The sequence below is a fragment of the Promicromonospora citrea genome (assembly GCF_013004695.1).
GTDB classification, from domain to species: domain Bacteria; phylum Actinomycetota; class Actinomycetes; order Actinomycetales; family Cellulomonadaceae; genus Promicromonospora; species Promicromonospora citrea.
The window spans coordinates 1-11,430 of the sequence record NZ_JABEMG010000136.1 but is presented as its reverse complement, the minus strand read 5'-3'; the positions used below and the strand labels follow the sequence as shown (position 1 = coordinate 11,430).

Below are 11,430 nucleotides of genomic sequence, written 5' to 3'. Positions count from 1 at the left end.
CGGGCCCGTGCAGCCGGCCGTGCCGCCGGCCAGGAGCAGGGCCGCGCCCACGGCGGTGAGGGCGGTGCGGTGTCCGGCGCGTCGCATGCCCCCAGCGTAGGGGCTGCGACGGCACACGCCAGGGGTCACGCCGCGCGGCGGAACGTGCGGCGGTAGGCCGACGGCGTGACGCCCAGCGCCGCCTGCACGTGGGCCCGCATCGACTGCGCGGTGCCGAACCCGCACCGCCGCGCGACCTGCTCGAGCGACAGGTCGGTGGTCTCCAGCAGCGTGCGGGCGCGCTCGACGCGCTGCTGCGTGAGCCACTGGGCGGGGCTCTCGCCCGTCTCGTCGCGGAACCGCCGCGTGAAGGTGCGCACCGACATCGCGGCGTGCCGGGCCAGCGCCGCCAGCGTCAGGGGCTCGTCCAGCCGGTCCAGCGCCCACGCCCGCGTGGCGGCGGTGCCGGGCCCGTCGCCGGCGTCCGGGTCGGTCGCGGGCACCGGGTGCCGGATGTACTGCGCCTGCCCGCCGTCGCGGTGCGGCGGCACCACCGTGCGGCGCGCGACGTCCTGCGCGACGGCGGCGCCGTGGTCGCGCCCCAGCACGTGCAGGCACAGGTCGACGCCGGACGCGACGCCTGCCGAGGTGAGCACGTCGCCGTCGTCGGTGTAGAGCACGTCCGGGTCGAGCCGCACGCGGGGGTAGCGGCGGCGGAAGCGGTCGCTCTCGGACCAGTGCGTCGTGGCGGGCCGCCCGTCGAGCAGGCCGGCCTCCGCGAGCACGAACGCGCCCGTGCAGATCGACATCAGGCGCGTCCCCGGCCGGATCCGGGCGAGCGCGGCGGCCACCTCGTCGGTCAGCCCGTCGTCCGCCCCGTCCGGGCCCGAGGTGTGGGACGCCGGGACCACGACGGTGCCGGCCGTCTCGAGCGCCTCGGGGCCGTGCTCGACCTGCACGAGCACGTCGGAGTCCGACCGCACGAGCCCGGGGCCGCCCGGCGTGCAGGTCACGACCTCGTACAGCGGCCGGTGCGCCGCGTCGCGCGCGATGCCGAAGATGCGGTGCGGGATGCCGAGCTCGAACGGGATGAACCCGGGCCGGATGAGCACGGCCACGCGGTGGGGTGCAGGCGCCATGGCCCGATCCTATCGATGTGTGTCCACCCGGCCACTGGTTCGGCCCGGCGCCGCCCCGCATGCTTGCTGCGTGACGCACACCGACCTCACCGCCACGCCCGGCCAGGACAGCCCGCCCCGCCGCACGCCGCGGGTCCATCCCGCGTGGTGGGTCGCCCTCGTCAGCTTCCTCACCGTCATGTGTGCCGCCGCGTTCACGGCCGCGCCGGGCCTGTTCGTCGACCCGCTGCACGCCGAGCTCGGCTGGTCGCGCGCCACGATCGGGTTCGCCGTCGGCCTCCAGTCCGTGCTCTACGGGCTGACGGCGCCGTTCGCCGCCGCGCTCATGGACCGGTTCGGCATGCGGCCGGTGGTCGCCCTCGCGCTCGTCGTCATCACGGGTGGCGCGCTGTCGACCGTGTGGATGTCCGAGCCGTGGCAGTTCGTGCTCGGCTGGGGCCTGCTCGTCGGCGTGGGCAGCGGCAGCATGGCGCTCGCGTTCACGGCCACGGTCACCGGTCGCTGGTTCGTCGCCCGGCGCGGCCTGGTCAGCGGCGTGCTCACGGCGGCGACGGCGTCGGGCCAGCTCGTGTTCCTGCCGCTGCTCGCGTGGATCGTCGAGAACCAGGGGTGGCGGCCGGCGTCGGCCACGGTGGCGGTCGCGGCGCTCGTCGCGGTGCCGCTCGTCCTGTTCCTCCTGCACGACCACCCGGCCGACGTGGGCCTCGCGCCGTACGGCGGCACGTACGCCGCCAAGCCCGCGCCCGTGCGGGGTGCGGCCCGCCGCGCCGTCACCGCCCTGCTCGGCGCCGCCCGCACCGGCCCGTTCTGGCTGCTCGCCGGCGCCTTCGCCATCTGCGGCGCGACGACGAACGGGCTGGTCCGCACCCACTTCGTGCCCGGCGCCCACGACCACGGCATGCCGATCACCGTCGCGGCGAGCCTGCTGGCCGTGATCGGGGTGGTCGACGTGATCGGCACGGTCGCCTCCGGCTGGCTCACCGACCGGTTCTCCCCGCGGCTGCTGCTCGGCGTCTACTACACGCTGCGTGGCGTGGCGCTGCTGTTCCTGCCCTCGCTCATGGCGCCGCAGGTCGAGCTGCCCATGGTCTTCTTCATCGTGTTCTACGGCCTGGACTGGGTGGCCACGGTGCCGCCGACGCTCGCCCTGTGCCGGGAGCACTACGGGGACGACGCGCCGATCGTCTTCGGCTGGGTGCTCGCCGCGCACCAGGTCGGCGCGGGCGTGGTCGCCTACGCGGGCGGCCTGGTGCGGGACGTGACCGGCTCCTACGACCTCGTCTGGTACGGCGCGGGCGCGCTGTGCGCGGGGGCGGCCCTCATGTCGCTGGTGGTGCGGCGCTCGTGGACGCCCCCGCAGGAGGAGGCGGACGCCGCCGTATCCTCGCGGTCATGAGCACCGCCCCGAACCAGCCTGCCGCACCCCTCGCGCCTGCCACGGTCGCCGTCACCGCCGGGCGCCCCCCGCGCGCCCAGGGCGGCCACGTGAACCCGTCGATCCCGATGAACTCGACGTACGTCTCGCGCGGGGTCGTCACGTCGGACGAGCTGTCGTACGCGCGCGGCGACAACGACGCGTGGCACGCGTTCGAGGCGGCGCTCGGCGAGCTCGAGGGCGGCACCGGCGTGCTCTTCTCGTCCGGCATGGCGGCGATCGCGGCGTCGTTCGCGCTGGTGCCCGACGGCGGCACCCTCGTGCTGCCGCGCCACGCCTACCAGGCGGGCCTCGTGCTGGCGCGTCAGGTCGCCGAGCGGCACGGGGTGACCCTGCGGTACGTCGACATCGCGGACACCGACGCCGTCGTCGCGGCGCTCGACGGCGCGGACCTGCTGCTCGCCGAGTCGCCCACCAACCCCATGCTTGAGGTCGCCGACCTGCCCGCCGTGCTCGGCGCGGCGCGGGCCGCGGGCGTGCCGTCGGTGGTCGACAACACGTTCGCGACGCCGCTCGGCCAGCGCCCGCTCGACCACGGCGCCGACGTCGTGCTGCACTCGGTCACCAAGTACCTCGCGGGGCACTCGGACGTCGTGCTGGGCGCCGTCGTCACGCGCGACGCGGACCTGCTCGCCCGGTTCCGCGACCACAGGACCCTGCACGGCGCGATCGCCGGCGCGTTCGAGGCGTGGCTCGCGCTGCGCGGCCTGCGCACGCTCGCGCTGCGCTTCGAGCGCGCCCAGGCGAACGCGGCAGAGCTCGCCCGGCGCCTCGCCGAGCACCCCGACGTCGCGGAGGTGCGCCACCCGTCGCTGCCCGGGGACCCGGGGCACGAGCGCGCGCGGGCGCAGATGACCGGCTTCGGCGCGATCCTCGGCGTCCGACCCGCCGCCCGGCCCGGGACGAGCGCCGCGGAGCGCGCGGACGCCGTGGTCGACGCGGTGCGGCTGTGGCTGCCCGCCACGTCGCTCGGCGGCGTCGAGTCGATGCTCGAGCGCCGCCGCCGGTGGGGCACCGAGACGACGACCGTGCCGGAGGACCTGCTGCGCCTGTCGGTCGGCATCGAGGACGTCGAGGACCTCTGGGCGGACCTGGACCGGGCCCTGCGCGCCTGAGCCGAGCGCCCGGGGCCGCGCGGGCTCAGTCCTCCAGCGGCCCCAGGAGCGACTGCGCGACGGTTGCGTGCGCCGAGTCCTCGCTCGACGGGTGGAACGACCCCGCGAGCACGTCCCGGTACAGCCGGCCCAGCTCCGAGCCGCTGAAGTACGTGGCGCCGCCCGACACCCGGATCGCCTGGTCGACGACGTCGCGCGCCGCCTCGGTGACGCGCACCTTGAGCCCGGCGGTCGCGCGGAACCACCCCGCGCCGCGGTCGGCCGACGGGTCGTCCAGCTCGCGCGTGATCGCGTCGAGCTGGAGCCACGTGCTGTCCTGCGTGAGCGCCATGGCCGCGATCCGGCGGCGCACGTCCGGCTCCTGCGCGTAGGCCCGGCCGGTCTTCATCGAGGTGCGGCGGCGTGCGGCGTCGACCGCGAGCTCGAGCGCCCGGTCGGCGATGCCCGCGTACACGGCGGAGAGCAGCACCTCGAACGACGTGAAGATGCCCAGCACGTAGGGGTCGAGCGACGGTCCGGGCGCCAGCAGGCGCATGACCCGGTCGGCGGGCGCATGGGCGCCGTCGAGCACCGTGGTGCGCGACTGGGAGGCGCGCATGCCGATCGTGTCCCAGTCGTCGAGGATGTCGAAGCCGCCGCCGCTGCGCGTCACGAAGGCGTGCACGAGCCGGCCCTCACCGCCCTTGCCGCCCGGCTCGAGGCCGAGCACGCCCAGCCGCGTCCAGGCGGGGGAGTTCGACGTGAAGATCTTGCGGCCGTGGAACGTGAACCCGCCCGCGCCGTCGGGCCGGGCCTCGGTGCGGGAGCCGAGCAGCACGAGGTCGTTGCCCGGCTCGGAGTAGCCGAAGCCGAACACCTCGCCGGCCGCTGCCTCCTCGAGCAGCCAGTCCAGGGAGGAGTCGCCGCGCTCGTGCAGGTAGCGGCCGACGCCGACCCACACCTGGTGCATGTTCACCGCCAGGGCCGTGGCCGGGGCGTGCGCGGCGAGGCGGGCCTGGTCGCGGACGGTCTCGCCGAGCGTGCTGCCGGAGCCGCCCAGGGCGGTCGGGACCATCGCGGCGAGGTAGCCGGCGGCCTGGAGGTCCGCCAGGTCCTCGGCGAAGAAGGCGTTGTCGCGGTCGTAGTCGGCCGCGCGGTCGCGGATGCCCGCGAGCAGGTCCTCGGACAGGAGAAATGTCACCCCACGAGGCTATCGCCGCCGCGGCCGTCCGTGGGGTCGATCCGCACGGGACGTCCGTCCCGGCGCGTCGTACCGGTATCTTCCGGTCTCGCCCTGGGGCCACCGCGCGGCCTAGGCTAAGGGCGAACTATTGCAGATCGGGTCAGTGAGGCCCTCGTCCGGCCGTCGAAGGAGACAGCACATGAGCGTGACCGGCACCCAGGCCACCCTGCGCCCCGAGCTCGACCGCGCCGTCGGCGAGCTCAAGGTCGGCGCCGAGCGGTGGGCGCGCACGCCCGTCGCCGAGCGTGCGGCGCTGTTCCGCCGGGTCCACGCGTCCGTCGCGGCCGTGGCGGACGAGTGGGCCGCCGCCGCGCTGCGCGCCAAGCGGGTCGCGCCGACGGCGCCCTACGCGGGCGAGGAGTGGATGACGGGGCCGTACGGCGCGCTCGAGGGCGCCGCGGCCTACGCGCGGTCCTACGAGGCGCTCGCGGCGGGCCGGTCCCCGGTCGACGGGCTGCGCCTCGGCGCGGCGCCGGGCAACCGGGTGGCCGTGCAGGTGCTCCCGCGCACGCTGCAGGAGCGCCTGCTCTTCCACGGGTTCCGGGCCGAGGTCTGGATGCCGCCGGGCGTCACCGCGCAGCAGGTGCGGCACGACGCCGGGCTCGGCGCCGGCGCCGTCGGCGAGTACGGCGGCGTCGGGCTCGTCCTGGGCGCGGGCAACATCTCCTCGATCGCGCCGCTCGACGCGTTCTACGAGCTCGTCGCACACAACCGCGCGTCGCTGGTCAAGCTCAACCCGACGTTCGCCGGCCTGGCCGACGTCTACCGCGCGGCGCTCGCCCCGCTCGTCGAGGCCGACGTCGTCCGGATCGTCACCGGCGACGCCGAGGCGGGCGCCTACCTGACCGGGCACCGCGGCATCGACACGGTGCACATCACGGGCGCGGCCGCGACCCACGACGCCATCGTGTGGGGCACGGGCGAGGAGGCCGCGCGCCGCCGCGCCGCGAACAACCCCCGCCTCGCCGTGCCGATCACGAGCGAGCTCGGCGGGGTCGCGCCCATGATCGTGGTGCCCGGCCGGTGGAGTGCCGCGGACCTGCGCTACCAGGCCGAGCACCTGGTCTCGATGCGGCTGCACAACTCCGGGCACAACTGCGTGGCGGGACAGGTGATCGTGCTGTCCGCCGACTGGGCGCAGAAGGACGACTTCCTCGCGGAGCTGCGCGCCGCGCTGGCCCGCATGCCCGCCCGCGACCCCTGGTACCCGGGCACGGACCGCAAGGTCGCCCGGGCGCGCGACGCCCACCCGCGGGCCGAGCACCTGGCGGGCCGCCTCCTCACCCGTGTCGAGCCCGGCGACCCGGCCTGCACCGACGAGTACTTCGCGCCCGTCCTGGCCTGGACCGAGCTGCCGGGCCACGGCGCGGAGTTCCTGCGCGGCGCGGTCCGGTTCGCCAACGACTCCCTGGCCGGCACGCTGGGCGCCAACCTCGTGGTGCGCCCGCAGGACCGCGCGGCCATGGGCCCCGCGTTCGACGGCGCGGTCGCCGACCTGCGGTACGGCACGGTCGCGATCAACGCGTGGACGGGCGTCGCCTTCCTCCTGCCCGGCGCCACGTGGGGCGCGTACCCCGGGCACACCCTGGCCGACGTCGGCTCCGGCATCGGCGTGGTGCACAACGGGCACCTCCTGTCCCGGCCGGAGCGCACCGTGCTCACCGGGCCCTTCCGGCCGTTCCCGCGCAGCGTGCTGCACGGCGAGCTCTCGGCCTTCCCGAAGCCGCCGTGGTTCAGCGGCTCCCGGAGCGCCACCGCGACGGGCGAGGCCCTGACCCGGTACGCGGCCGAGCCCACGTGGCGGCGGCTGCTGCCCGTGCTGCTCGCGGCGTTCCGGGCCTGAGCCCTGCACCGCCCCGATCACCGGTACCCTGCTGCCGCTGACCACCGCCTGGACGGCCCGGCGGGGCGCTGAGGAGGCAGGATGCTGGGCGAGCCGCGCTACAAGTACGCGGTCCGTGACGTGCGCGTCGCGAACGGGGTGCTCAGCATCGGGCTCACCTCGTTCGCGCTGAGCAACGTCATGCGGCTCGAGGTGATCGGCGTCGCCCGGCCCCAGCCGATCGGCGCGTGGGCGAACCAGGTGGCCTACCCGTTCGGCATCGTCGCCGTCGTCGTGCTGCTGCTGCGCATGGCCGGGGCCGACGGCGTCCCGTGGGAGGCGGCCGTCGCCTCCGCGTGCGCGGGGGCCGCGTGGCCCGCCGCGCGCGTGTGGCAGCGCACGCCGCTGTGGAAGCCCGCGTGGCGCTACCCGGTCTACGCGCTGCAGATGGTCACCGCGTCGCAGCACGTGCACCGCATCTGCGCCCACGACGACCGCCACCTCGCCGCGCTGGCCGAGCTCGTGAGCGCCGCGATGAAGGACCCGTCGCTCACCTACAGCGGGCGCGTCACGCTCATCACCAACGCGGACCTGCTGCACACCATCGCGGCGGGCAAGGAGTCCATGGTGCGCTGAGTCAGCGGACCGTCGGGTGCGGGTCCAGGCCCATGCGCACCAGCAACGCCGACACCATGTCGTCGTGCAGCGCCACGTGGTCGCCGAACGCGAACTCCTGGTGCCCGTAGACCGCCATGCACTGCAGCCCGTACACCTGCCGCCAGGCGGTGACCATGAGGTGGACGACGCCGAGCGGCAGGTCCGACGCGCCCAGCGCGTCCCGGTAGCGCCGGATCTGCTCGGCGAGCTCCGGCCCGAGCTCATCCTCCGCCGGGTGCGGCGCTCCCTCGGCCGCCCACGTGCGGAACAGCGGCACGTAGTGCCCACCGACCATCTCCGCCATCCGGCGCTGCAGGCCGTGGCTGACGGCGTCGTCCGGCAGCTCCGCGCGGATCCCCGAGCCGATGACCAGGTCGAACTCCGCCGGGTTCCGGACCGCCCAGTCCAGCGCGGCCCGCGTCGACGCCAGGATCGCCGCGGCGACGTCGCCCGGCTCCTGCCGCGCGACCGCCTCCCGCAGCCGGTCGAGCACCTCCTCGACGATGAGCACGCAGAGCTGCGCGATGACGTCCTGCCGGTTCTCGAAGTGCCGGTACAGGGCGGGCGGCGTGACACCGACCTCCTTGGCGACCGCCGCCATCGTCAGCTTGCTCAGCCCGTGCTGCCCGGCGAGCTGGTGGCGTGCGGCGGCGAGCACGTCGCGGCGCAGCTCGTCGCGCAGGCGCTCGCGGCGGGACCGGGTGGGCGCGCTCTCGGGTGCTGTCGTGCTCACGGGTGCTCCCTCACTGACACTCCTTCGTGGCAGGGACCTGGGTGACGGCGCCGGCGAGGTCGGCGATGAAGGACGTGGAGTGGTCCTCGGTGACCGCGGGCGGCACGAGGACCTCGACGGCGGGCTCACGCCCGTAGGTGACGAAGGACCAGGTGCCCGCGTCGTCGGTGGTGACGATCCAGTCCACGGTCGTCCCGTTGCCGGAGTCGACGTGCTGGCAGTCCGCCGACGGGCCGAGCTGCTCGACGCCGCACCGCATGGTCACGGCGCCGCCCGGCTCGCCCCAGGCCGCCGTGGCCTGGGAGTCGGTCTGCACCTTCGGCAGGTCGTCGCCGAGCTCGTCCGGGACGGCGAGCATGACCTCGGCGCACGCCGGGTCGGCCGCGTGCGGGGCCACCTCGACGCCGATGGTCGGCGCGCACCCGGTCAGTCCCGCGAGAGCCAGCGCCGCGGCGGCGGTCGTGCCGGCGACGCGGGCGGGGCGGACCGCCGGGCGGGAGGTGGGTCGGGTCTCGGGTCGGGCTTCGGACCGGGTCTCGGCCCGGGCGACCGAACGGGCAGCACGCACGGTGCTACGGTACCCGGCCGCCCGGCGGACCAGCCCGTAAGGTCTACCCGTGACCCGCGTCCGTGACCTCTCCGAGGACCAGATCCTCGACCGCATCGTGCCGCTGCTGCCGCGGGGCGGTGCCACGCTGCTCGGCCCGGGTGACGACGCCGCGGTGCTCGCCGCGCCCGACGGCCGCTTCGTCGTGTCGACCGACGTGCTCGTCGAGGACCGGCACTTCCGGACGCGCTGGTCGACGGGGTACGACGTCGGCCGCCGCGCCGCCGCGCAGAACCTCGCCGACGTCGCGGCGATGGGTGCGCGCCCGACCGCGCTCGTCACCTCCCTCGTCGTGCCCGGGGACACCGAGCTGGACTGGGTGGTGGGCCTGGCGAAGGGGCTCGCGGACGGCTGCGCGCCGGTGGGCGCCGGCGCCGTGGGCGGCGACCTGGCGGGCGGGCCGTGCCTCGTGGTGGCGATCACCGTGCACGGCGACCTCGAGGGGCGGGCACCGGTGCTGCGCTCGGGGGCGCGGCCGGGCGACGTCGTCGCGCACGCCGGGGTGCGGGGCTGGTCCGCCGCGGGGCTCGCGCTGCTGGAGTCCGGGCTGGTCCCGGCGCCGGTCGACGCGCCGACGACCGGCGTGCCGCTCGAGGTCGCCGACGGTGTGGTGCTCGAGGACGTCTGGCACCGGCTCGTGGCGGCCCACCTGCGGCCGGACCCGCCGCTGGCCGCCGGGGTCGCGGCGGCGCAGGCCGGTGCGACCGCGATGCTCGACCTGTCCGACGGCCTGCTGCGCGACGCCGCGCGGGTGGCCCGGGCGAGCGGTGTGCGCCTCGACCTCGACCCGGACGCGTTCGCCGCCGACCGTGCCGAGCTGCGCCCCGTGGCCCGCGCGGTCGCGGCGGCCACCGGCCTGGGGGAGCCGGGCTGGGGGCCGACGCCCGCCGACGTCGACCGGCTGGCCGACACGTGGGTGTGGGCCGGGGGAGAGGACCACGGTCTGCTCGCCACGTTCCCGGCCGGGACGGTGCTGCCCGCGCCGTGGACCGCCGTCGGCCGGGTGGTCGAGGCGGGCGAGACCGCGCCGGCGGCCGCCGTCACGGTCGGCGGGCACGCGCCGGCGGTGTCGCCGGGGTGGGACCACTTCCGGGCCTGATCCCCGGCCGTCGCGGGCCGGCCCGTCCTCGCGGACGACTCAGCTCTTGCGGAAACGGACCTGCGTGAGCGGCCGGCCGCCGATCTCGTCGATGCGCTCGGTGCCGTCGGGCTGGAAGCCGTGGCGGCGGTAGAAGTGCTGGGCGCGCTCGTTGCCCTCGAGGATCCACAGCGTCACCGAGGTGCCGGGCGCGAGGCCGTCGAGCACGGTGCGCATGAGGTCGCGCGCGACGCCGGTGCCCCACGCGCGCGGGTGCAGGTAGATGGCGTAGATCTCGAGCGTGCCCGGGTCGGCGTCCTCGTCGCGCGACGGGCCGACGCTGGTGAAGCCGATCGGGCCCGTCTCGTCCTCCGCGACGAGCACCGTCGTGTCGCGGGCGTTCACCGCCGCGGTCCACTGGCCCGCCCGCTCGTCGACGTCGAGCGACGCCAGGTACGCGTCGGACAGGATCTCTGAGTAAGCACCACGCCAGGAGGCGATGTCGACACGAGCGATGGCTTCGGCGTCGGTCGTCGTTGCCGGGCGGATGGTCACGTTCTCCGGTGCCATCATGGCTTCACCTTTTCACCCAGGGGTACCCGGCGCAACAGTCGGGTCCGGTCGTTCGGTCCGGTCGTCCGGGTCCAGGAGGTCGGGGACGACGAAGGCACCCGCCAGCTCGGCCGGCGGGTGCCTTCGTGAGTATGGTCGGGCCGCGTCAGCGACCCGGCTGCGGCAGCGTCAGGCCGAGACCTTGCGCGTGACCTTGCCGGCCTTGAGGCAGGAGGTGCACACGTTGACGCGCTTGGGGGTCCCGCCCACGATCGCGCGCACACGCTGGATGTTCGGGTTCCAGCGGCGCTTGGTGCGGATGTGGGAGTGCGAAACGCTGTGCCCGAAGCCCGGGCCCTTGCCGCAGACGTCGCAGTTGGCAGCCACGGTGTCTCCTGAATGTCGTGCACGTCTGTGCAGAACGACAGCACGACGTGATGATGGTCTTGATGGTCGAGGGACGCCCGGACGCCTCGGAGCGAGCAACGCTTCGCGGCCGACCAGGCAACTTCGACAGAGTACCCGATGGCGGGCCGGGCCCTCAAACCGTACGGGCCGGGTGGTGCGTCACACACGGGGCGTCCGGACCCGTGCGGACCTACCCGTGCGGACCTGTGGATGGTCGCACGCGAGCCGACCCGGCGCTGGGTACGGTGGGACCCGTCCGGGCGCCCGGACGTTCCCGTGCCACCTCCAGGAGGGCAGAGCGTGACCGAGGTCGACAGCGGCAGCAGGGCGGCCGGGCCGTCCCCCGCGCAGGTCCGGCTCGAGGATCCGGCGGTGGTGCGGGCGTGGGCCGCCGGGGCGTCGGCGGCGCTGCGGCGGGAGCGCGCCGCGATCGACCGGGTCAACGTCTTCCCCGTGGCCGACGCCGACACCGGGACGAACCTCTCCCTGACCCTGCGCGAGGGCGAGCTGGCCGTCCGGGCCGCCCCGGAGGGGGCCACCGGCGCGCAGCTTCTGGCGGCCCTCGCCCGCGCGGCGCTGCTCGGTGCGCGGGGCAACTCCGGCGTGATCCTCAGCGAGTGGCTGCGCGGCCTCGCCTGCGCGGGCGCCGGGAGCTGGTTGCCCGCGGTCCAGCCGTGCCAGAG

The 11,430-nt window shown here is 75.7% G+C and carries 12 protein-coding genes; 6 read left to right on the top strand and 6 right to left on the bottom strand.

All coding sequences use genetic code 11. The annotated features are described in order from the left end of the window. Positions 1 to 125 precede the first annotated feature (125 nt). Positions 126 to 1,118: a GlxA family transcriptional regulator gene (locus HLB15_RS19580; RefSeq protein WP_171107793.1), complete on the bottom strand. Its 993-nt coding sequence runs from the start codon at positions 1,116 to 1,118 to the stop codon at positions 126 to 128. A 70-nt stretch (positions 1,119 to 1,188) separates the two neighbouring features. Here HLB15_RS19580 and HLB15_RS19575 point away from each other — a divergent pair, with 70 nt between their 5' ends. Beyond that, positions 1,189 to 2,514: an MFS transporter gene (locus HLB15_RS19575; RefSeq protein ID WP_171107791.1), complete on the top strand. Its 1,326-nt coding sequence runs from the start codon at positions 1,189 to 1,191 to the stop codon at positions 2,512 to 2,514. Then, positions 2,511 to 3,668 (top strand): trans-sulfuration enzyme family protein, encoded by a 1,158-nt coding sequence (locus HLB15_RS19570; protein ID WP_171107788.1) that lies wholly within the window; start codon positions 2,511 to 2,513, stop codon positions 3,666 to 3,668. Before HLB15_RS19575 ends, HLB15_RS19570 begins: the two co-directional genes overlap by 4 nt. Positions 3,669 to 3,693: 25 nt before the next feature. On the opposite strand, the gene HLB15_RS19565 is transcribed toward HLB15_RS19570, so the two are convergent. After that, a complete protein-coding gene (locus tag HLB15_RS19565) occupies positions 3,694 to 4,848 on the bottom strand; it encodes an acyl-CoA dehydrogenase family protein (RefSeq protein WP_171107786.1) in 1,155 nt (384 codons plus the stop codon). Between the two features lie 181 nt (positions 4,849 to 5,029). Between HLB15_RS19565 and HLB15_RS19560 the strand changes: the two genes are divergently transcribed. Both HLB15_RS19560 and HLB15_RS19555 read left to right on the top strand, forming a co-directional pair. Next, entirely contained in the window at positions 5,030 to 6,733 is a 1,704-nt protein-coding gene (locus HLB15_RS19560; protein ID WP_171107784.1) for an aldehyde dehydrogenase family protein, read from the top strand. Positions 6,734 to 6,814: 81 nt separating this feature from the next. Next, positions 6,815 to 7,348 carry a hypothetical protein gene (locus tag HLB15_RS19555; protein ID WP_171107781.1) on the top strand — a complete coding sequence of 178 codons (534 nt, stop codon included), beginning with the start codon at positions 6,815 to 6,817 and terminating at the stop codon, positions 7,346 to 7,348. Position 7,349: 1 nt separating this feature from the next. Here the strand turns inward: HLB15_RS19555 and HLB15_RS19550 are convergent, their stop codons facing one another. Both HLB15_RS19550 and HLB15_RS24590 read right to left on the bottom strand, forming a co-directional pair. Further along, positions 7,350 to 8,102 carry a TetR/AcrR family transcriptional regulator gene (locus HLB15_RS19550; protein WP_171107780.1) on the bottom strand — a complete coding sequence of 251 codons (753 nt, stop codon included), beginning with the start codon at positions 8,100 to 8,102 and terminating at the stop codon, positions 7,350 to 7,352. A 10-nt stretch (positions 8,103 to 8,112) separates the two neighbouring features. Then, positions 8,113 to 8,670 (bottom strand): DUF3515 domain-containing protein, encoded by a 558-nt coding sequence (locus HLB15_RS24590; protein ID WP_229784990.1) that lies wholly within the window; start codon positions 8,668 to 8,670, stop codon positions 8,113 to 8,115. 49 nt (positions 8,671 to 8,719) lie between these two features. On the opposite strand from HLB15_RS24590, the gene HLB15_RS19540 reads away from it, so the two are divergent. Next, positions 8,720 to 9,808, top strand: coding sequence for a thiamine-phosphate kinase (locus HLB15_RS19540; protein ID WP_171107777.1), 1,089 nt, complete (start codon positions 8,720 to 8,722; stop codon positions 9,806 to 9,808). A gap of 39 nt (positions 9,809 to 9,847) precedes the next feature. Here the strand turns inward: HLB15_RS19540 and HLB15_RS19535 are convergent, their stop codons facing one another. Together HLB15_RS19535 and rpmB are read right to left on the bottom strand one after the other, a co-directional pair. Further along, the gene (locus HLB15_RS19535) at positions 9,848 to 10,360 is read right to left on the bottom strand and encodes a GNAT family N-acetyltransferase (protein WP_308424916.1); all 513 of its coding nucleotides are present in this window, start codon (positions 10,358 to 10,360) and stop codon (positions 9,848 to 9,850) included. Between the two features lie 168 nt (positions 10,361 to 10,528). Further along, positions 10,529 to 10,726: a 50S ribosomal protein L28 gene (gene rpmB / locus HLB15_RS19530; RefSeq protein ID WP_119143026.1), complete on the bottom strand. Its 198-nt coding sequence runs from the start codon at positions 10,724 to 10,726 to the stop codon at positions 10,529 to 10,531. Between the two features lie 321 nt (positions 10,727 to 11,047). On the opposite strand from rpmB, the gene HLB15_RS19525 reads away from it, so the two are divergent. Beyond that, the coding region (locus tag HLB15_RS19525) for a DAK2 domain-containing protein (protein WP_311979597.1) at positions 11,048 to 11,430 on the top strand (383 nt) is incomplete at its 3' end.